This window comes from Ureibacillus yapensis, assembly GCF_003515775.1.
Lineage (GTDB): Bacteria > Bacillota > Bacilli > Bacillales_A > Planococcaceae > Ureibacillus > Ureibacillus yapensis.
In genome coordinates, this window is record NZ_QWEI01000010.1 from 15,500 (window position 1) to 38,055 (window position 22,556).

A 22,556-nucleotide genomic window follows, 5' to 3' on the forward strand; every position below is an offset into this window, starting at 1 on the left:
GGGTTTCAATGGATACAATTTACTTTCCATCAATAATGTCGAAACAATGTATTTACATATAGTTGGATTCTGGATTCGGCAACAAACCATTAAAAAAGTGCAACATTCCAGGAATATTGACTAATCACCGATCGCCATGCTCTTAATATTTTATTAAAATGCTAGCAAATATTGTCGCTAGCATTTACTGCTTACTCCATTTTAAAGTTTTTCGTACCCAGTATATTTCCGTCCTCATCATATGCAATAAATTCAACTTCTTTGTAGAGATAAAAATTTTGGAATCGGTCAATATTATGTACTGCTCTAAAGACATTTTGCCCTCGATATACTAAATCAAAATGATATTCTCCCTCTTTAGAGTTGAAGCGCACACGAACTTTTTCCACTTTCCCGCAATCTAAAATGGCTGTCATGATGACATTTGAGCGGCTAATCTCAACATTGGCATCCGTATAAATTGAATCTCCTGCCAAACAGCTATTGTCTGGAACAACGGTTTGACAAAGGATTGCATCGATAATCGCTTGATAAGCGCCATGCATTTTTTCAATTTCGCTAATGTGGTAGAATTGGCCGCCAGTCTTATCAGCCAATTCTTTCAAAACAGTCAAATCCGTATTTTTTTGTTCGCCCACTGCCACTGCATATATTTTAACCTTTCCGCTCGCCCTTTGAATTACTTGATCGATTTGTTTATTCGTTGTCTTTCCGTCAGATACTAAAATAATTGATTTTGAAGTTGAATCACTAGCAATAAAGTGATCTAGCGCCAGATTTAAACCCTTCGCGATATTTGTCCCGCCTTTAATGTTATTGGCGTCAAACAAATTCGTTTTAGCTAGGACTTCTTCTGTAGTTCCTTCTGCCTCAAGGTAGGCATTTGAATTAAAGCGAACCGCAATATTATGCACTGCATCAAGCTGATGAATCAATTGTTTGGTTTTAAGTGACGCATAGTTATTGGGATCATTTTTCTTCATAGATCCTGACTGATCAACTACATATGCCACTTCAATATCCCGGGTGCATTTATTCTCACTAAATTTAGGATTTACAAAAATCGTTTCCGTTATTTCTTTTCCAAATAATTCACCGAAAATTGCCGTGTACCTTGGATCCAGGGATGAAGGGGAAAGGTTTACTGTAACATCGGATTTTCCTTCGATCACACTGTCTGTATAAAGAACTGCAGCCCCTGCATGACCGGTGCCTTTAGTATAATTTGCAGTATTGGTAGTAAACGGTACATCGCGGCTTATTCCATTATAGGTAATGTTCACGGTACCTTTATAATCCGTAATGACTCTTCCGCCAGGTGCTACCAATGAAACAATAATTTTCGTGTATTTTTCCATGCCATTAGGTTGAGCAGCTATCTTTTCATTTGCTTTTAATGTATCCACGAACGTATTGGAACTATTAAGTTTCGCAACTTCTTTGCTATAATTTTTAGCCAAAAATTCCTTTTCGGCACCGCTTAAACTGTCATAAATGGCTTTGATTGCCTTTACACTATCATAGTGAACCATAGACAGTTGATTTTGATTGTTAGGGATAAAACCAATCAAATAATAAAAAGCTGCCGAAAGAGAAGAAGAATTGAAACTGTATTTCAAATAAACATAATCCGTCAATTCTGGTGGCAGGTAATTATAGTTGGGTTGTCCATTTACGTTTGAATATTCCATAACAGTTGTATTTTCAAATGAAGTTTCAATTGCAGTTTCATTTAGAAAAGAATCTTTCGTTGGAAACTCTATTTCAGCACCAATATAATTACGTAGCTGCTTATACATAATTTGTTCAAATAGCCAATTGGAGATTTTTTGATTAGCCACTGTTAAATTAGCAAATTCATAACTTACTGCATTATCCTCAACTTTAGTAGACGTTGGGGTTGGATTTACTAAATAGGCACTGAACGTTTTGTTCCAGGCACTTAAATCTGTAAGCCGAATCGTACCTTGATCAAGCAGTGGCAGCGGCGACATTTTTACTCCTTGATTATCAGGGTTTTCTATCCATTCTTGTTGATCGGGATCATAAACTTCATAAGAAATTTGCAATTCCGGCTTGGCCACATAATGCAGGCCTACTTCTATATTTTTATATTTATAACTTGAGAACTTTGGATCTGTATTATTAATCAACTCGAATTTTATCGTATCGTTGCGCGATTCTACAAGACTCGGCGCCGTTACATAAACACTAAGCTCGCCGCCATCCGTTTCAACGATATCGGAATAAGAACTCTTTTTGGTTGCCGAGAATTTTGCGCCCAGTTGAGATGTCACCTTAAATTGAAGGGAGGTATCTTGTTCAATTTCCCTTCCGTAGCTATCCTTTAGCTCAATCGTAATCAATGATGAATCTTTTCCATTTGCAATTAACTCTTCAGTGGAAACTGATATGTTTTGCACTTCATTCTTTACATTCGGGTAATTTGATGAATCGTTTTTATTGCTGCCGGAAGGTGCTTTTAATTGGACAGTTGCTCCCCGAGATAAAAAGTCTATCGGCAGTGTTATTTTACTATTATCTTTTCCCGTTGCAGTACTAGTTAGCCCCTCAAAATTCAAATAACCTTTTTTGGCAATTCGATACAAGAAAACCGCCAAGTCTCCTCTTGTAATATTTTTTCGGGGGGTAAAATCGTTGTATGTTTTTTTGCCGGTAGTACCTTTCGTAATTTCTTTCATATACAGATATTGAATGGCTTGAGCCTCAGATAAATCCATTCCGTTCAAGGAAGCATAAATACGGGCAAAGAGTCCCCGGGCGACATTCGCATTGCGTTTCGCTCTCATACTGTCACCGTACAAAGGAATATTCAAGCCACTGTAATAATCATAAATCCGATCACTCGTGAAACTGTGCGAGTAATTTTTATCCAACTTGGCAATCATTTTCATTAATTGCAGTTCCGTAACAGGAGCGGAGGGTTGAAACTTTCCCTTGTAGGGATGCATCAAATCATTATCTATTGCCCATTTAATCGCTCCGTATTTGGGATTGCTTTGTTTGACGTCTGTAATGGTTGCCGCTTTTGCATTGATCGAACTGATAGGCGCAATTGTCACAAATATGCACATTAAAATAACAGCTATTTTTTTTACAATGTTCATTTTTTAGATTCCTCTATTCAAAAAAGAGTATGTCATCACGATAGTTTTGTTTTAAATCATTTTCCAGGTACTCCAAGAAGCGCACCAATATTGCGGAAGCTTGTGAGCGACTTAGATGCGCTTTAGGATTAAACTTGCCCGCTGCATCACCGGTCATTAATCCCAATTCACCTGCAACATAGATTGCATCCCTTGCATAGTCGGAAATTTTTGCGTCATCTTTATAGCGTGTTTTATAACCAGGGTCTGGCGCTTTATTTTCAAGTCCCAGTGCACGTATTAGTATCGTTGCCGCTTGTTCTCTTGTTAAAGAACCTTGGGGATTGAAGGTTTTAGGAGCTGTCCCGTTTATAACTCCTTTTTCAACAGCAGAAACCAAATAGTTGTAATCTTTCGCTGTCCTCTTTACATCTTTAAAAATACTGGTAGTGGATTTCTTTTTAGTATCTTCCAGAACTCGCAAGTCGACCGCTTTACCTAGGGCGACTGCGAAATCATAACGTCTCATTGGTGTATTAGGTGAGAAAAAGTTGGATGGATCATCCAGTATCCCAAGGGAATATAATTTTTCAATTTCATCTTTTGCCCAATGTGCAGATAAGTCTCTGAATTTCGGAACAATTAAGCGTTCAACTCTTGGCATATATTCGCTTTTTAAATCAATGGAACCTGACTTGGATGGCAAATCATATGTATATTCCGAAATTGCATTGGCAGTGCTTATAACGGCATAACCCCCATCGAAGCTGCCTAATGAAGCTGCATTTTCTTCATAATTCAGAGTACGGGATTTTGTAGCGGAGGCTCTATTTTTAACAGTTCCAATAGTACCGTTTGGGTAAATGTACTCATATTCGGATATTCTAGTTTCCGTACCTCCCCAGAAGTTTTGGTAACCCACATTCCTGCTGTCAATATTCACAACAATCGTTTGACTAGGTTGTGTTTTTGTGGCAGTTGTCGTAAAAGTTTTTCTGGACAAAGCATTACCGGAGAAATAATCGGAAGCTGGGCGCTTATCCGTAACATTTCCCTTTGAAAGTTGATAATCCGATAAGGTATATGTAACCCCACCCATCACTATTTTCTCACTATATTTTGTGACTTCCCCATTTGCGGTACTTTGGCCTATTCCATCATAATTCGTCACTTCGGAAACATAAGTAAAACTTCGAGTCAATTTTTCATTGCTCGGACCAATTAATGTCAGCTTGATTGTTTCAGTCAACTTCCCTTTGCTCTCTTTTTCTTCAACCTTTACATTTTTGCTTGTGCCTGTAAAAATAATGGGTCTGCCTGTTATAAAGACAACCTCTTCATATGTATATTCATTTTTAATTCCGCCGTTCACATCAACAATTTCTGCTTTAACATTGTAAGGAATGAGTACCAAAATAAATAGTACGGCGAAGTACATTAAAAACACTTTTATCCCTGATCGTAGATTTGTCATCCTTTAACCCCTCTCTTTTACAAAACTAGAGATGGTATGTGGAACTCTCCACATACCTGTGTACTCTAGTTTACTACTAAAACATCGATATCAAAGTTATCATCTGTATACAATACAACTCGATCTGAAGCTTTTAATTCATCCGGTTCTATTACCTTACCGTCTTTTATAATCAGCGCCTGGCTCATATCGGCATCCTTTACGAATCCGGAATCCAGCCAAGAACCATTTACCCATTGACTTACATTATTCACAGTGATTCTTCCATTTTTCAGATTGACTTGTTGAATGTTGCCCGTCAAAACCAATGACACTATCACTTCGGTAGGCTGGAGTATATGAGCTGCTTGAATATGGCCATCTTTCACATAAAAATACCCATAATAAGTCTCATAGAAAATCAAGTCCATATCCGGGATGATTTTGAATGTCCCCGGATTATAATTTATTTCTGCATTTGTATTATTACTAATGGAAAAAATCTTACTAGGTTGAGCTTTCCAATAATTATTATCTTGTTTCACCAAACGATCCAGTGTTACTCGATAATCATCAACTCTAGAGATTCTGCCAAAATACAAATCATGGGTAGAAAAATTAGGTGAATTAAGCGAATCGTTTGTAATATTAATAACATGTGCAAAGTTGTCCCTTGTTGCTCCGTCCGTAACTACATAGGCAGTTCCATATGCAGTCAGGGTTGAAGGTTCCACCAAGCGTCCATTGCGAACCAAGATTGTCCCTTCATGGAAATATAAACGTCCTGCTCTTTTCAAGTTTATGAATTCGTAGGTGGTATTTACTGCCGTCATAGGTTCGTAATAAGTTCTTTCATTGTTGTCGAGAACGATGATTTTTTGTATGACTTCATTGCTGAATTCTTTTTTAGTAACAAAATATACTTCGCTATTTTTATAATCTCTTAATTTGTTTCGAGTGATCTTTTCATTTCCGACATAAATTGGTGTAGTGTTTTTGAAGGAATAAGTAGATAGTTTTGTATTATTTCTTGCTCCAAAAAGCCAGTTTTGAAAAACCTGGGCATTTTTAACTGTTAACTTATTTGAAGAAGTATTAACAGCTTGAAGTGCACCCTTATATAAATTGGCAATCTCGATTCCCGTTGAAATAATCTCGACTTCCGAAATAGTATCTGTATTGGCAGCAGAAAACTTGATTTTAACTCGGTCACCCTCATACAAATAACTTAAATCAGCCGATGAAGAGCCTTTAAAAAAATCCGTATTTCGGTTGATATAATATGTATTCTCTTTACTCCCATCAATTTTTACAGTAATGAAAAGCCCATTGGGGTCAATTTTTGTTACAACACCTGTACGTTGTTTGCTGTTTTGAACTATAGCTCCTTGTTTAACGTTGGAAAGGCCTTTTAGTTTTTTTACCTTCCGCAAATTGACAGTGGCTTCAACTTCCATTCCTTTTTTAAAACCTTCCATTGTAGTAGGAGTATTATTTATATAAAGTGCTGTATTGTTGTCGATATTGAGTGTTGTAGTTTTCCCCGAACTATTTTTGAGTGTAATCTTGCTAAGTTTTTTTTCGACACTGCCGTCTTTAAGTTGAATCTCATTATAAGTAACACTTACAAATGTCCCTTTAAATGTTGATGCTGCATCAACGCTTCTGGCTGGTATAATGATTGAAACCAAAAGTACAAATCCAAGAAGCATGTATGTGAGTTTCCCCACTATTTTCGCCTACCTTCGTTTTATTTTTATTTTGCCATGCTCACACATTCGACAGTGCTGCACTTCCTAAAGGTTATATCGGATATATTTCTCTTAAATAAAGGTTTAAATAGGAATTTCATACTAAAATACAAAAAAAGATGGTTTACTAAAATCGAACTAGTCTCGATTTTAATAAACCATCAATTTAATCTTTCTATGTAGAAATCAATCACATACGTTTTTCAATTTCTTCCCACGCTGTATCAAAGCCCAAACCTGTTTCCGATGAGAATACAACTAATGGATCTTGTTTATCCATTTCCAACGTTTCTCTTACAATTTTCTTATGCTTATCCCATTTTCCTTTTGGAATTTTATCGGCCTTCGTTGCAATGACGACGGCTGGAATATTGTAATATTTGAGAAAATCGTACATCATTACATCATCGTTTGTAGGAGGATGTCGCAGATCGACGATTAATATAACAGCACGCAATTCTTTACGCGCTGTTATATATCGTTCAATCATTTTGCCCCATGCTTCTCGGTCTGTTTTTGAAACTTTTGCATAGCCATATCCAGGCACGTCCACAAAAAACAATTCTTCTTCAATTTTATAGAAGTTCAGTGTTTGGGTTTTCCCCGGCTTTGAAGAAATGCGGGCCATGGCTTTTCTGCCAATCATTTTATTGATAAAAGATGATTTACCCACATTCGATCGGCCAGCCAATGCAAATTCGGGAAGTCCATCTTCAGGATATTGTTCGGGTTTAACCGCACTGATGACCATCTCTACATTATGGACTTTCATTATTTAAAACCTCCAACAAGCGCTATGTTCAGCACTTCTTCTGCTGATGATACCGGCTTGAACGTAAGCTGTTTGCGTATGCTCTCCGGAATATCATCAATATCTTTTTCATTATCCTTAGGAATAATGATTGTTGTTAATCCTGCACGGTGGGCGCCCAAGGATTTTTCTTTTAGGCCTCCAATCGGAAGCACGCGACCGCGCAAAGTAATTTCACCGGTCATCCCAATTTCACGTTTAATCGGTTTATTGGAAATCGCCGATACCAATGCAGTGGCCATCGTAATCCCTGCTGAAGGACCATCTTTTGGCACAGCACCCTCAGGGACATGAATATGAATGTCCTTGTGATCGAAATAGTCTGCATCCAGCTGGAGCTTTTCGGATAAAGAGCGAACATACGAAAGTGCTGTTTGAGCAGACTCTTTCATGACGTCTCCAAGTTTACCCGTTAAAATCAACCGCCCTTTCCCAGCAGTTAAGGATACTTCGATTTGAAGCGTATCTCCTCCAACTGTTGTATAGGCTAAGCCCGTTGAAACGCCAACTTGGTTTTCTGTTTCTGCTTGCCCGTAATGATAGCGATGTTTCCCAAGCATTTCTACCAACACTTTTGAACTCACCGTTACCCGTTTTTTCTCGCCTGACACAATCATTTTCGCCGCTTTACGGCAAATGGCAGCGATTTGTCTTTGAAGATTACGCACACCTGCTTCACGAGTATAATAACGGATTAAATCGATGATTGCCTCGTCTTTAATGACGAGCTGTGTTTTTTTCAAGCCATTATCATTAATTTGCCTTGGAATTAAATGATTTTTCGTAATTAAGGTTTTTTCAATTTCCGTATAGCCGGCAATAGAAATGACTTCCATACGGTCAAGCAACGGTCCAGGAATGGTACTTAAATCATTCGCTGTTGCGATGAACATAACCTGTGACAAATCATACGGTTCTTCAATGTAATGATCGCTGAATGTACTATTTTGTTCAGGGTCCAGAACCTCAAGCATGGCTGCTGAAGGATCACCCCGGAAATCGTTCGACATTTTATCAATTTCATCAAGCAAAAAGACTGGATTTATGGAACCTGCCTTCTTCATCCCTTGAATAATTCGTCCCGGCATGGCGCCTACGTAGGTTCTGCGATGACCGCGAATTTCGGATTCATCACGGACTCCTCCCAGTGAAGCACGCACAAAATTACGGTTTAAGCTTTCAGCGACCGACCGTGCCAAAGACGTTTTCCCTACTCCCGGAGGTCCTACCAAGCAGAGAATTGGTCCTCGCACCGAGTTCATCAATTGGCGTACGGATAAATACTCCAGGATTCGTTCCTTCACTTTTTCCAAACCATCATGATCCCGATTCAGGATTTCCTCAGCACGATTGATATCAAGACGGTCTTCCGTACTTTCTTTCCATGGAATTGTTACTAGCCATTCAATATAGGTACGTATTACTCCACTTTCAGCGCTGGCTGCAGGCAATTTTTCATAGCGGTCCAATTCCTTTAATGCCACTTTTTGTGTGGATTCCGGCATACCGGCACTTTCGACTCGTTTACGCAACTCTGCTACTTCGCCTGTTTTGCCTTCCCGGTCGCCAAGCTCCGATTGGATTGCTTTCATCTGCTCACGCAAATAATACTCTTTTTGCGTACGCTCCATTGCTTGCTTGACTTTTGAATTGATTTTCTTTTCAAGATTCAGAACTTCTTGCTCATCATGCAAACGAATGATTAAGTGGTCAAGACGTTTTTTTACATTGAATATACTTAACACTTCTTGTTTTTCCGCAATTTTAAATGGTAAATGAGATGCAACAATATCGGCCAGTCGCCCAGGCTCATCGATATCCAAAATCGAATCGATTGTTTCAGTCGTAATTTTATTGGACGATTTGGCATATTTTTCAAAGTAATTGACCAACGTACGCATTAATGCCTCTATTTCGGCATCTTTTTCATCTTCATCTTCTTGAATTTCCAGGTCTACTGCTGTAAAATCCTTTTGTTCCTGGAAGTTTGACATTGTTGCCCGGCTGATTCCTTCCACCAAAATACGCAGTGTACCGTTTGGAAGTTTCAGCATTTGCTTCACATTGACCAATGTACCAATTGAATATAGTTCATCTTCTTCCGGTTGTTCCACCCGCAGATCTTTTTGTGTTGCCAAAAAAATCTTGTTATCATTTAACATCGCATGCTCCAAAGCTGCTACAGAACGAGCTCTACCAACATCAATATGTAACACCATTGAAGGGTAAACCAATAAACCTCGTAGTGGTAATAGTGGAATATTTTCGATTGTTTTACTCATGCGGGTATTCACCTCCATCCACATTTTCCGTTACAACCCGCTTGTATAGTATGCCTTAAAAACACAACATTTCACTTGCATAATTCCTAGCAATATTTACTATTCTTATTTCAACTTATTTTTTCATTTTATCCTATATACCACATATTATGTAGAATAATGCTCAAACTCGCTTCTATGTATAAATCTTATCTTATTTTTTGGAACAAAGAGCTGACTTTCGCCTTGCACAATGCAAGTTCAAAGCCAGCTCTTCATTCTTTAACTTTAACTACTTAGGCAGAAGTTTTCTTATCATTTTTTAATTCAGTGCCATCCTCAAGAATCAACTTCGGCGTTTTTTTGTCTGTAATTGTTTCTTTCGTGATTACGCACTTTACGATGTCTTCTCGAGAAGGAAGTTCAAACATCATTTCCAACATCGTCGACTCGATAATCGAACGCAATCCACGTGCACCCGTTTTGCGTTCGATTGCTTCTTCGGCAATCGCTTTTAGCGCTTCTTCTTCAAATTCCAACTCAACTTTATCCAGTTCAAACATTTTTTGATATTGCTTGACCAGAGCATTTTTAGGTTCTGTTAAAATTTGAACAAGTGCATTTTCATCCAATTGTTCCAAAGATGCCAAAACTGGTAAACGTCCAATAAATTCAGGAATTAAACCAAATTTCAACAAATCTTCCGGAATGAGTTGTGAAAGCAGTGATGCACTGTCTTCTTCCACTTTCCTTGGATCTGAACCAAATCCAATTACCTTGCGTCCTTGGCGGCGTTTAATAATTTGCTCAATGCCATCAAAAGCTCCGCCTACGATAAACAGGATATTTGTTGTATCGATTTGCAGGAACTCTTGGTGTGGATGTTTTCTTCCACCTTGAGGAGGTACACTTGCAACAGTACCTTCCAGAATTTTAAGCAGCGCCTGTTGTACACCTTCACCTGATACATCACGTGTAATGGAAGGATTTTCAGACTTGCGAGCTACTTTGTCGATTTCATCTATATAAATAATTCCTTTTTCTGCACGTTCAATATCATAATCAGCTGCTTGTATTAATTTGAGCAGGATATTCTCAACATCCTCGCCAACATAACCCGCTTCTGTCAGGGAAGTTGCATCTGCAATAGCAAATGGCACATTTAAAATGCGCGCTAAAGTTTGAGCAAGGAGTGTTTTCCCACTACCAGTTGGTCCAATTAATACAATATTGGATTTTGATAATTCAACATCATCAATTTTACTGTTGGAATTTATGCGTTTATAGTGATTATACACAGCAACAGCTAGGGCTTTTTTGGCGCGCTCTTGTCCGATTACATATTCATCTAAAATCGATAGTATTTCTTTAGGTTTCGGAATTTCCTGGAAATCGATTTCCTCTTCTACCCCAAGTTCTTCTACAACGATTTCGGAACATAGTTCGATACATTCGTCACAAATGTAAACGCCAGGCCCGGCTACTAGTTTTCGTACTTGTTCCTGTGGCTTCCCACAGAATGAGCACTTTAAATTGCCTTTTTCATCATTAAATTTGAACAATTTGCTTCACCCCTATTCAAGCAACAATCTTACAAGATTCTGTCAATATTATCAAATAAGTTGTTTTGCATCCTCTTATAAGTAGATTTATTATAAGCAGTTTTTGTTTATGTATTATTCAGTATGTCAGATTGGAGCTATAAACTCCACTCCAAGGTTTCATCCAAGCAGTAAAATTTATTCATTGGCCTTTTTGAGTTGTAAAACAAGGTACGGTTATAATTCGCCGTACCTTGTAAGCATTTAATATTAAGCTAATATTTCAATTTGCTAGTCATTGCATTGTACCAAAAAATTGGATATTATTCAGTAATTTTAGCGTTTTCCACCAAGAATTCAACCGTTTTTTGAGTACGGATGTCGTTTTCAAGGATTTCTTTCGTTCCGCCTAAAGCTGTTAAGATTTGATCAGTCGTCATACCGAATTGAGCAGACATTTTTTCCAATTCAGCATTTACATCTTCTTCAGTTACCTCGATGTTTTCAGCTTTTGCGATTGCTTCCAATACCAAAGAAACAAGTACGCGTTTTTCAGCTTCAGGACGCATTTGCTCATGTAAAGCATTCTCGTCTTGACCTGAGAACTGATAGTAAAGGTCTAAATTCATGCCTTGCATTTGCAGGCGTTGGCCAAATTCTTCGATCATGCGGTGAATTTCGTTGTGAGTCATGCTTTCAGGAATCTCAACTTCTGCATTTTCAGCAGCTTTTTCTACTAATTCATCACGCAGCGCGCTTTCAGCATCAGCTTTCTTTTGCTCAGCAGCTTGTTCTTTAAGTTTGGCACGCAATGCGTCCAAAGATTCAACTTCAGGATCGATTTCTTTTGCAAACTCGTCATTTAATTCTGGAAGTACTTTTGTTTTAACTTCTTTTACCGTTACTTTGAATGTTGCTTCTTTACCAGCTAATTCTTCAGCATGGTACTCTTCCGGGAATGTCACTGCTACATCTTTTGATTCTCCGGCTTTCAAGCCAACCAATTGTTCTTCAAATCCTGGAATGAATGAGCCAGAACCGATTTCCAATGGATAGTCTTCACCTTTTCCGCCTTCAAATGCTTCTTCGCCCAAGAAACCTTCAAAGTCGATTACAGCAGTGTCGCCTTCAACGATTGCTTCATCTTCTTTAAGTTCCAATTCCGCTTTACGAGCCAATTGCTCTTCAATTTGCGCTTCCACTTCTTCATCCGTTACTTCAGCAGATGCTTTCGTTACTTCAAGACCTTTGTATTCACCAAGTTTTGGTTCTGGTTTTACTGTAACTTTTGCAGTGAAAGTAAAACCTTGCCCTTTAGCGAAGTTTTCAGTTCCATCGATTTCCGGATAATCTACTGGTGTAATGCCAGTTTCATCGATTGCATTTGAGTATGCATCCGGCACCAAAATTTCCAATGCATCTTGGTATAACGCTTCTACACCAAAACGTTTTTCGAACATTGGACGCGGCATTTTCCCTTTACGGAAACCTGGTACGTTAATTTGTTTTACGACTTTGGCAAATGCTTTATCCAAAGCTTTATTAACTTCTTCAGCCGGCACTTCAATTGTTAATGTACCGATATTTCCTTCTTGTTTTTCCCATTTTGCTGACATATATAATACCTCCAAAATTAAATTACAATTGTTAGACAACCATTCGTTTATACGATTTTGACAACCATTTTAGTATAACATAGTTGCTGTTAGTTTCAACTTTTTTCATACTTATTGCAGTTCTGCTAACTTTTCAAGCTTCTGCAAAAACTCAACCAGTTCAACATCCATTTCCTGTACTCCGCCAAACATCGTTCTCACCAAATCTATATAACCTTGGGCCACATCATCCGTGTCATAATCCAGCCATTCTAAAGGATAGGTGACGATTGCATGCTTCGAAAGCAAGTATTCTACCATTTCCAGCGTGGACGGCTCTTTTTCCAGCTTTTCCATCATCATTTTGGATAACGCCAAGAACTGCGGCAATTTTGTCGGCAATTCCAGTGTTGCTGGATTTACTTCCTTTTCTAAATTGAACTTAGAAATTTTGATCGAAATGTTTACTTGCTGTTCGACAAGCAACACGAGAACAATACTTTTTATAAAGGGATGTGTGTCTTCAGTTTCGATAATTGCCTTTAAATGGTTGACGATTGAGCGTATATTTCTTGTCGTCAGTCCATGAATCAAGTTTAGCTGTTTGCTGGTTGGAAAAGAAAGAAACTTTTCAAGCTGAAATATTTCTTGATCGATTTCACTTGCCCCGGATACAAAGTCTTCTTGCCGAATCGCGTGATGGGCAATATTGGCATTCAGTTCCTTTAATCGTTCAAATTTATCAACTTGTTCCGGTGGAATCGCCCCCTCTTCCAGCAAAGAAGAAATAATTTGTTCCACCTGTTTGTTTTGCTTAAGCTGCATCAGGATGGTTAGATACAATTCCATTACTTCCAGATAAAGAACCGGACCAATACTTAATAATTGCTCACAAACTTCTTTAGCTTTTTCGAATGATTTTGCTTCATATAATGAATAAGCATAGACGCTAAGGACCGCCTCGTCCCCTTCTGTATATTTCAACGCTTCTTCAAAGAGTTTATTTGCAGAATCATATTGATAATTTTCGACATATTTATGCGCATCGGATATTAATTTTTCAACTGTACCAGGAAATATGACGACATTCTCGAATGTTGTATATTTTTTTTGCTTTTTCTTCAAATCGTCTCACTCCCTGATCTCCACTAGGAAAATTACCAATCATCCAGGTTATTTTACCATTTAATAATCCGTGCGAACAATATAAAACATGCCGATCAACAAAACACGATCATTTCAAGTGATACAAGTATTCACTGTTTGGTTTCATTTTAATCCAATCCACTCAAGCACATTCTTTTTGAATAATATTTTTCAACTTGTCTACTCTAGGTTTGAAGGAACATTTGAAAAGGAGTGACAAGGATGGGAATTATGAGCAGAAACCCCAAGGAAGAACCGCTGCATTATGGAGAAATTTTTGCGATGTGGTCCAACATTTTAACTAATAACGGGATGATTGCCATGTATCAAACATTATACAATCATACTGGCGACCGCGATTTGGCAAAGTTGGTGGAGGAAGCCATTTCCGAAATGGAAGAAGAAAATAAACAGTTGAAAGAAATCCTGAAAGTGAATGGGGTTGGGCTGCCTCCCGCACCACCGGAACGCCCAAATGCAAGACTCGAAGACATACCGGTAGGGGCGAGATATAACGACCCTGAAATCAGCGCCATTCTTTCAGGAAACGCAGCTGCCGGATTGGTTTCCTGCAGCACAACGATGGGTATGTGCACACGAGAAGACATCGCCTTTATGTATGGCCAGTTTCATATGGCGAAAGCTCAACTGGGAGCAAAATTGTTGCGTTTAAACAAAAGCAAGGGTTGGTTGGTTCCCCCGCCGCTTCATGTTGCTCCGCAGAATGAAAGATCATGATAATTCCAAACAAGCAGTTGCCCGGCATTTATTGGGGCAACTGCTTGTTTTTTTAAGCGCAATGCCATCTCATACTTCAAGGGGCCAATAACATTCTCTAAACTGAAGCATATATTACAACATGCTCATCTACACGCAAAGGAGTGCCTAAGATGGATTCTCCGGAAATCAATGATAGCAACCCAAAAGTTTTTCTTAACCGACACATAGAAAACTTGGCAAATCAAGACTCGTATTTTTCTTCAGATAAGGAAGAAAAGATTGGTGAACAATTAAAAGAATTATTAGATAAGCAGCTTCGCATTGAACATTCACTTATCAAATTTCATCAAGTAATCACTCATCTTATGCTCAATTCAAAATCCGCCACCAACATCTTAAGCGGCCACCTAAAAATGCTCCAGCATGCCATTAATAGGGAGAGCAATGCTTCTGCGCATAATGGAGAGCTAATAAAAAAGCTTAGAAATACTTCACATTCAAATACCTTGAAAGCAGTTTACGTGAGCGGCCAGCCAATTGCTGTTTGTTCGTTGCTGGATTTAGATGAACATAGAAGATCCGCAACTTTTCTTACTCCCAAAAACAACATGGTCGTAATCGATTTAGCCCAAATTAATGGAGTTGAATTCGAGCAATAAATAAAAACCTGTACATCTTTTAAGGCAAAGGCGTACAGGTTGAATTTATAAATAAAGATAAATCGTCAAATACATGAAAAAGCTTCCGGCTAGAACGAAAAGATGCCATATTGCATGATTGTAAGGGATTTTTTTATTTTTATAAAAAATGGTGCCAATTGTATAACTCAATCCCCCTGCCATAAGGAGAAGAAAACCATTTATCGAAATGTGATTGAGAAGCGGTTCATAAAATACAATTGCAAGCCATCCCATTCCTATATAAACGAAAAGAGACAAACGCTTAAAACGGTGAACAAAATACATTTTGAAAAGTATTCCCATGAGCGCAAGCCCCCACTCAATGCTGAATAGTATCCAGCCAACCTTCCCTCCGATTGCAATAAGTGCAACAGGTGTGTATGTCCCTGCTATTAAAAGAAAAATGGAACAATGATCAAGCTTTTTCAATAAAGTTTTATGCTTTGGCCATGAATGATATAACGTAGATGCAAAATATAAACAAAACATGGAAATGCCAAAGATGATGTAGCTCATGAGTTCGATTGTAGAATTTGATGCTTGGGCTTTATGCACAAGGAGCAACGTAGCGGGGATTGCCGACAATGCACCTATTCCATGAGTCGTTGCGTTCCAGAATTCCTCTTTCTTGCTATAACCGCTCTCAGCTATAATAACTTGCGTCATTTTCTTCACCTCTTGCTTAACATTGTCCTACGATAGTAACTTATTTAAAAGAATCAGATGTAATCAATTTAAAATGATAGTTGTCACATATTGACAGGCAAAAAACCCGATTAGAAAATATATCCAATAAAAACAATGCATAAAATGCTCATTTAGGCGTTTTTATTCAATAAAAATGTCAATCAAGTAGACGGAGTATAAAAAGTAATTTACAGTTATTTAAAATAAAAAACCGAATACGGACACATTCTATATGTCCAATATCCGGTATTTGTAAACTTTAAACTTTATTTCTTAAAGATTAGTAGAGAGATCTCCAACTTTTTCTCTTTTCTTTTGTTCAATCAATTTCTTCTCTTTATTCACATCCGCTCGAAGCAATAAAGCGATTAACAGAGAAATTGCAATTAAACCAGTAAAGAGATAGAAAACAGGAATATAAGATCCAAATGAATTTTTAACCGTACTTACAATAATTGGTCCAAAGATACCGCCTAAAGACCATGTTGTCAATAAATAGCCGTGGATTACTCCAAGCTGTTTTGTACCAAACATATCACTTGCATAAGCTGGCAAGTTGGAGAATCCTCCACCGTAGCAGCTTACTACCAAGAAGATCAATATTTGGAAAAGCAATACATTCGTTGTAAACGGCAACACTGCAAACGTGATTACTTGAATCGTGAAGAAGATAACGAAAATATTTGGTCGACCAATATAGTCTGAAATTGCCGCCCAAATCAAACGTCCTCCACCATTGAATAATCCCATGATACCTACCATAGCTGCTGCGCCTGCTACCGATAATCCAACAATTTCCTGAGCCATCGGCGAAGCAACGGAAATCATCATGATTCCTGCAGTAACATTGACTAAATGCATTGCCCAAAGCATCCAGAATCTTCTTGTTTTTACGGCTTCTTTTGCCGTCATCTGAGCTAAATCCAATTTGATTTTCTTCTCACCAGATTGAGCTGCCTTTTTCATTCCTTCAGGCATATATCCTTTTTCCGGCGGTGCGATATAAGAAGCTCCCAAGAGCATTAAAACGAAATAGCTTGCCCCCAAAATATAGTATGTAGTTGAAATGCCTACACTTTGCATTAAGTTTGCCGCTACTGGTGCTGTAAGTAATGCACCGGATCCGAACCCTAATACCGCCATTCCCGTTGCCAAGCCGCGGCGATCAGGGAACCATTTCACCAAAGTTGAAACGGGCGCAATATAGCCAATCCCCATTCCCAATCCACTTAATAGTCCGTAAGTTAACCAGTATAGAATGACAGAGTCCATTGCTATGGCTACGCCGGCACCAGCTTGTCCTGCACCAAATAATACAGCTGCAACCATTGCCGATTTTCTTGGTCCCATTTTTTCTACTAAACTACCAAATAATGCAGCTGCAAAACCAGCTAGCCCCATCATAATTGTAAACGCTACAGTAACATTTGTTTCAGTCCAACCCATTTCCGATACGATCGGAATCTTGTAAACACTATAAGCATAAGCTCCACCAATTGATAGATGGATTGCTATGGCAGAAAGAGCAATTAACCATCGATTTTTCTTCATAATTCTCTTTTAGCCCCTTTCTTTGTAAATGTGAAAAAGCTGTGAACAACTTCTTTATACCAAGATAACATCAACAAAATATGAAATGCAATAGTTTTTACAAAAAAATTATTTGAGCAAAAGAGATTATTCCTGCAATAAGCAGAAAAAAATAATCTAAACGATATATATCCTTCATCATGAAACGTAAAAACAACTTTTCTAATATAACTAAAAAACAGAATAGTTTTCACTGTTGTAAAACAGTAAACATTTCGAATAAAACCTTTTCGCTCCTCATTAAAACTTGTAACGAGTTTTAGAAAAAAAGGAATTTAAATAGAATTTAAGAACAATATAACAGCTAAAAAGTTATATCATTTTATTCATTTCGGTTATTGTCCGGTAATTTCCAGGGAAAACAAAAATTTCCCATAGTCTATACCATAATACACATTAAATATATTAAGAAAACGAAATATTTATTTTGCCGAGTGTTCAATTTCTTTTATTCATTAATCTACAAAAATATTAATTAGTATATTTTTTTATCAATAATGTGAAAAACACCTTTCGAAATAGATCGAAAGATGTTTTTCACATTTATCTAACAATCAAAACATCGTAAGGAGAATATCTGACAATGCGCTCAGCAACTGAACCGATTACCATTTTTTCAAGTTTGTTGAGACCTGTTGCACCGCAAATTATTAAGTCAACATTCGTTAACCCAGTCAATACTTGTTTTGGAGAACCTTCTTCGATCATCGTTTCAATGGTTGGTACTCCTTCAGCCTGCAATCTACTTTTTAATTCATAAATTTTTTCTTCGCTTTGTTGTTTTAATTTTTCCGCATACTTTAAGTCGTACGCTGCAACCGAACCAAATGACTTTGTATCCACTACATTCACCAACAATAATGTTGCCTTGTTAGTGAGCGCAACATTTTTCGCTCGTTCCAAAGCTTTTAAAGACTGATCTGAAAAATCAACTGCCACTGCAATTCTTCTATAGTTATTTATCATTTCATCAACCCCCTGTTTTCATTAGCTTAATAATAACAAAGCTATGTGTTGTAAATAAACTAAATAATTAAAAATTAGTCGATTAATAGGAAAATATTGCTTTTCATCTACGCAGGAGCGAAGGTTTTATGCTGTTTTATTCTCTTAGCCGATCACTTCAATGGTTTGTTCCTGAGAGTCAAATGTAATTGTTCTACCAAGCGGCAATGACATGGTTGGCAAACAATGGCCACAAGCAATATCCATCAAAATTGGTTTATTCAATGGCACCAATATTTCTTCAAAGATGGTCTGCAGGCGTAAACTATGTTCCGGGTGTTGAGGATTTTGCGGACCGCAATTCGTCCAGGCACCCAATAAAATACCTTCCGCCTCATCCAATTTACCTGATAACTTTAACTGAGTCAGCATACGGTCGATGCTTCTTTCATACTCATCAACTTCTTCCAGAAAAAGAATTTTGCCCTTCACGTCAATTTCATAGGGCGTACCCAACGATGCAGCAACCAACGTTAAATTCCCGCCTACAAGCTGGCCTGTTGCCTCTCCTGAAATAAGCGTTTTCATTTCTTGAGTTGGAGGATTGGCTAAATAATAATTTTCGGCTTCCGTTTCCATGATTGTTTCCATAAATGAAGACAATGTATATTCATCCATTTCGGACTTGATCAGTTCTGTTGAAGGCATAGGGGTATGATATGTCACCAGCTCGCATAATTGATTGATGGCAATATGCAAAGCTGTGATATCACTATAGCCAGCAAATACTTTAGGATTTTGTGAGATTGCTTCAAAATCAAGCATTGGCAAAATCCTTGTAGCTCCATAGCCCCCACGAATACAAAAAATCCCGTTAATTCGCGGATTTTTGAACATACCATTTACATCGTTTGCCCTTACTGCATCACTGCCTGATAGATAGCCATGCCTTTTAAAACAAGAATCCCCCACTATTACCTTAAATCCCATTTTTTCAACAGCTTCAACAGCCTTAGTCAAAGCCTCCGGAGGTGTTGCACCCGAAGCCCCGATCAGCCCGATTGTATCTCCAGGTTTTAATGATTTAGGAATTTTCAATTTGCTCCACTCCTATATTAAACGTTAATAGAACATTATTATTTAAAGAAAATATCTATTCAACTCATCCAGCTCTACTTGCTCAAGAGACAATTCGGATATTTTCATTTATTTCACTCGTTTTCTCTTCCCCTAACCAATCGCGGCAAAACTAAAAGAAGGCAATCGACTTTTAGAATCATTCTTTCGAAAATTTACCAATTGTTCTTTACTGAACCGAATAGCCTGCAGCACATTAAGCAATAATAGGAGTGGTGATTTTTCGCCTACTAACATCGATGGGGAGGAATTTGGATGAATACTATTCGCGAAGGTTTAATTCCTACTGTACTGGGTTCGGCTGTAACCGCTGCGGGATATGCGTTAAAACAAAGAAGTTCTAACCAAATGCTGGCCAATACCATTGTGGGATTCGGACTGGCACATATCGTATTAGGTGCAATCGACCTGGTAGAACATCGTCGTTAGTAAAAAGTAGAGCATTCGTGCTCTACTTTTTTTATTCCTTTACTTGAAAATAAAATACAGACTTGCGAATAGACATTTTCTACCAATAATTTTTAAGCAATTCTTCATTGGTGAAGGTCATCAAGCAATTGGTATAACGGTGATGAGTATGTGGGATACAATCGTTGATATTTTAGGCATAATCATAGGTACGGCAGCTTTTATTACGGTCATATATTTTGCCATTTTTATGATCGTACAGATTGTTTCGGGAATCCGTTATTTCTTTAAATGGCGTAAGATGTCTCCGGCTGAGCGGGCTTATGAAAAAAGAAACAGAAAAAGAAAGTACAGCTCAAGCTCCGGAGATGGATGGTGGAGTTTTGACAGCGGCGGCAGTGCTGACGGCGGTGGCGGCGATTGTGGCGGTGGCAGCGGTGGCGATTAAATTTCAATCCGCTGATAAAAAAATAACACGTTGACTTTCTATATCATGGGAAGTCAACGTGTTTTTTCTTAATAAAATCATAATCGACTCGCCCTTATGAGAATTTCACCCTGCAATAAAATAGAATAAAACTAGCATTTAGAAGAGAGGATGTAATTATGAGACATAGAAGAATCGGTTATTGTGCTCCTGGCTACCGATATTGCGGTCCCGGATGTTCTGGTCCGGGCTCACCTACTAATCAAGTAGACGCTTGCTGTAAAGCGCATGATGAATGCTATTTCTATAATAAAGATAAAAGTTACCGAAGATATTGCGACAACCTCTTTTACCAATGTCTCGCTCCTTATACTAATCATCCTAATAAAATTGGGAGAGATGCACGATTATTCACACGTATAATTCAGCTGAAAAACTACTTAATAGGCTGATATTTTAAAAAATGAAAGCTGCTTGTGCCTAGATGCAAAATTTACTTTTTCAAACTGTGACCAATTCGTAATCTGATTAGTTATTATTCACTGAAAAATCGTCCTCATTTTTCAATGGACGATTTTTTATTATGCCTCTTTGCAAACTACCAATCATAATGAAAGACCAATGTTTTATAAAAAGTTTAACCTTATCAATTTTTCAAACCTAACAGTAAAACGCGATTATTTTTGCCATACTACTTTATACCCCGCAATTACTTGCTTGTAGATTTCAAAATACACTTAATATTACTACTATTCCAATTGTGATGGTCTCCGTCTTGTTTTGTTGTTATAATGCAGAGAATTGTTAACCAAAGGAGTCAGTCAACTATGAGTACACTTTCATCTAAAGAATTACTGTTTATCATTTTTATGTTGTTTTCTATGTTCTTCGGAGCCGGAAACCTTATTTTCCCTGCCTTTCTGGGCAATGCTGCCGGAACGGAAATGTGGATTCCACTTGGCGGATTTATTATAACAGCGGTAGGGCTTCCCATCCTGGGCGTAATCGCGGTAGGAAAAGCAGGAAGTTTAAATACTTTGTCTACACGTGTGCACCCATTATTTGCTTTGATTTTCCCTTTGCTTATTTATTTATCCATCGGACCGGGATTAGCCATTCCACGAGCTGCTACAGTTGCTTATGAAATGAGCGCCGCCCCTTTTCTTTCAGGCTACTTATCTAACCATGCTATGACGCTTTTCGTCTATACATTCCTTTTCTTCGCCATCGTCCTTTGGTTAAGTCTTTCTCCGTCCAAACTTGTGGATCGTTTCGGAAAATTATTAACACCGACCCTATTGATATTAATAGCAATTATTTTTATCAAGGCTATTTTAACTCCAGCGGGTACATACTCATCCCCAACGGAAACTTATGCAACCAGCTCCTTCTTTAAAGGTTTTTTGGACGGTTATTTAACGATGGACGCTTTGGCGGCGCTTGTATATGGCATTGTCGTCGTGAATACCATTCGGGCAAAAGGAATACAGGATAATGCTTCCCTTTCAAGATATATGCTGGTTGCCGGCATTGGAGCCGGCATTTTACTGGCACTAATCTACAGTATTTTGGCTTATTTGGGTGCATCGGTTTCTTCCATTCATCAATTGGACAATGGTGCAGAAGTGCTGACGCTGGTGATGAACGAATTGTTTGGACAAGCGGGCATCGTGCTGTTGGGTGCATTGTTCACCGTTGCCTGTTTATGCGTTTCCATCAGTTTAATCATTTCATGCGGTGAATATTTCTCCAGACTAATGCCATTTTTATCCTATAAGGTTTGGGCTGCCATCGTGGCGGTTATTAGCTTCACGATTGCCAACCTCGGTTTAAATCAGATTTTAGCCATTTCAGTTCCAATACTAGGCGCCATTTATCCAATGGCAATCGTCTTGATTTTGCTGGGATTATTCAATCGTTTTGCAAACCATTCCATTTATTTTTACGGCATATTATTTACAGCTGTTTTCAGTATTATTGATGCAATTAACACTGCTTTGCTGAACGGGGCTATATCAAATGAATTAACCGTGATTCCACTCTACGCGCAAGGTGTCGGCTGGGTTGTCCCCGCTGTGATTGGAATTATTGTTGGCGCCATTGTTGGAAAGTTTCGGCCAACAGTTTCTGTAGAATAAAGCAATATTCAAACAGCGGGGCTTCCCTGCTGTTTTTTTATGTTGGCAAATCTCTAATATTTTCGCTGATTGGAATGGTTTGATTACCTATTCCTTTCTTAGCTGGGAACATAAGCTATAAATGGTGATTTTATAAATATTTACAAGTGGAGGTTCCTT

18 protein-coding genes are annotated in these 22,556 nt (G+C 38.1%); 6 read left to right on the forward strand and 12 right to left on the reverse strand.

From position 1 onward, the window contains the following. Positions 1 to 191: 191 nt before the first annotated feature. The 8 genes from D1B33_RS15120 to D1B33_RS15155 all read right to left on the reverse strand — a co-directional run bounded on the left by D1B33_RS15120 (position 192) and on the right by D1B33_RS15155 (position 13,644). Positions 192 to 3,128, reverse strand: a complete 2,937-nt coding sequence (locus D1B33_RS15120; protein ID WP_118877241.1) for a VWA domain-containing protein — start codon at positions 3,126 to 3,128, stop codon at positions 192 to 194. Positions 3,129 to 3,141: 13 nt separating this feature from the next. Next, the gene (locus D1B33_RS15125) at positions 3,142 to 4,581 is read right to left on the reverse strand and encodes an S-layer homology domain-containing protein (protein WP_233549502.1); all 1,440 of its coding nucleotides are present in this window, start codon (positions 4,579 to 4,581) and stop codon (positions 3,142 to 3,144) included. A gap of 65 nt (positions 4,582 to 4,646) precedes the next feature. Continuing rightward, on the reverse strand, positions 4,647 to 6,272 hold the full coding sequence (locus D1B33_RS15130; protein WP_118877242.1) for a hypothetical protein: 1,626 nt from the start codon (positions 6,270 to 6,272) through the stop codon (positions 4,647 to 4,649). A gap of 229 nt (positions 6,273 to 6,501) precedes the next feature. Next, a complete protein-coding gene (yihA, locus tag D1B33_RS15135) occupies positions 6,502 to 7,083 on the reverse strand; it encodes a ribosome biogenesis GTP-binding protein YihA/YsxC (RefSeq protein ID WP_118877243.1) in 582 nt (193 codons plus the stop codon). After that, entirely contained in the window at positions 7,083 to 9,404 is a 2,322-nt protein-coding gene (gene lon / locus D1B33_RS15140) for an endopeptidase La (protein ID WP_118877244.1), read from the reverse strand. Before lon ends, yihA begins: the two co-directional genes overlap by 1 nt. A gap of 275 nt (positions 9,405 to 9,679) precedes the next feature. Then, positions 9,680 to 10,945, reverse strand: coding sequence for an ATP-dependent protease ATP-binding subunit ClpX (gene clpX, locus D1B33_RS15145; protein WP_118877245.1), 1,266 nt, complete (start codon positions 10,943 to 10,945; stop codon positions 9,680 to 9,682). Between the two features lie 302 nt (positions 10,946 to 11,247). Further along, on the reverse strand, positions 11,248 to 12,540 hold the full coding sequence (tig, locus tag D1B33_RS15150) for a trigger factor (RefSeq protein WP_118877246.1): 1,293 nt from the start codon (positions 12,538 to 12,540) through the stop codon (positions 11,248 to 11,250). Between the two features lie 111 nt (positions 12,541 to 12,651). Then, on the reverse strand, positions 12,652 to 13,644 hold the full coding sequence (locus D1B33_RS15155) for a tetratricopeptide repeat protein (protein ID WP_118877247.1): 993 nt from the start codon (positions 13,642 to 13,644) through the stop codon (positions 12,652 to 12,654). A gap of 243 nt (positions 13,645 to 13,887) precedes the next feature. On the opposite strand from D1B33_RS15155, the gene D1B33_RS15160 reads away from it, so the two are divergent. Together D1B33_RS15160 and D1B33_RS15165 are read left to right on the forward strand one after the other, a co-directional pair. Next, positions 13,888 to 14,403, forward strand: a complete 516-nt coding sequence (locus D1B33_RS15160; RefSeq protein WP_118877248.1) for a DUF3231 family protein — start codon at positions 13,888 to 13,890, stop codon at positions 14,401 to 14,403. Between the two features lie 152 nt (positions 14,404 to 14,555). After that, entirely contained in the window at positions 14,556 to 15,044 is a 489-nt protein-coding gene (locus tag D1B33_RS15165; RefSeq protein ID WP_118877249.1) for a hypothetical protein, read from the forward strand. A gap of 45 nt (positions 15,045 to 15,089) precedes the next feature. On the opposite strand, the gene trhA is transcribed toward D1B33_RS15165, so the two are convergent. The 4 genes from trhA to D1B33_RS15185 all read right to left on the reverse strand — a co-directional run bounded on the left by trhA (position 15,090) and on the right by D1B33_RS15185 (position 19,385). After that, positions 15,090 to 15,731 carry a PAQR family membrane homeostasis protein TrhA gene (gene trhA, locus D1B33_RS15170; protein ID WP_118877250.1) on the reverse strand — a complete coding sequence of 214 codons (642 nt, stop codon included), beginning with the start codon at positions 15,729 to 15,731 and terminating at the stop codon, positions 15,090 to 15,092. A 294-nt stretch (positions 15,732 to 16,025) separates the two neighbouring features. Beyond that, positions 16,026 to 17,303, reverse strand: coding sequence for an L-lactate MFS transporter (locus tag D1B33_RS15175; protein ID WP_118877251.1), 1,278 nt, complete (start codon positions 17,301 to 17,303; stop codon positions 16,026 to 16,028). A gap of 582 nt (positions 17,304 to 17,885) precedes the next feature. Continuing rightward, complete coding sequence (locus D1B33_RS15180; protein ID WP_118877361.1) at positions 17,886 to 18,305, reverse strand: universal stress protein; 420 nt, start codon at positions 18,303 to 18,305, stop codon at positions 17,886 to 17,888. Positions 18,306 to 18,452: 147 nt separating this feature from the next. Continuing rightward, positions 18,453 to 19,385: a S66 peptidase family protein gene (locus tag D1B33_RS15185; protein WP_118877252.1), complete on the reverse strand. Its 933-nt coding sequence runs from the start codon at positions 19,383 to 19,385 to the stop codon at positions 18,453 to 18,455. A gap of 294 nt (positions 19,386 to 19,679) precedes the next feature. Here D1B33_RS15185 and D1B33_RS15190 point away from each other — a divergent pair, with 294 nt between their 5' ends. The 4 genes from D1B33_RS15190 (at position 19,680) to brnQ (ending at position 22,397) form a co-directional block, all read left to right on the forward strand. Next, positions 19,680 to 19,853, forward strand: a complete 174-nt coding sequence (locus tag D1B33_RS15190) for an asparagine synthase (RefSeq protein WP_118877253.1) — start codon at positions 19,680 to 19,682, stop codon at positions 19,851 to 19,853. Between the two features lie 142 nt (positions 19,854 to 19,995). After that, on the forward strand, positions 19,996 to 20,280 hold the full coding sequence (locus D1B33_RS18360; protein ID WP_147370422.1) for a hypothetical protein: 285 nt from the start codon (positions 19,996 to 19,998) through the stop codon (positions 20,278 to 20,280). Positions 20,281 to 20,438: 158 nt separating this feature from the next. After that, a complete protein-coding gene (locus D1B33_RS18685) occupies positions 20,439 to 20,711 on the forward strand; it encodes a Parvovirus coat protein VP1-like protein (RefSeq protein ID WP_118877254.1) in 273 nt (90 codons plus the stop codon). A 375-nt stretch (positions 20,712 to 21,086) separates the two neighbouring features. Further along, complete coding sequence (gene brnQ / locus D1B33_RS15200; RefSeq protein ID WP_118877255.1) at positions 21,087 to 22,397, forward strand: branched-chain amino acid transport system II carrier protein; 1,311 nt, start codon at positions 21,087 to 21,089, stop codon at positions 22,395 to 22,397. Positions 22,398 to 22,556 lie beyond the last annotated feature (159 nt).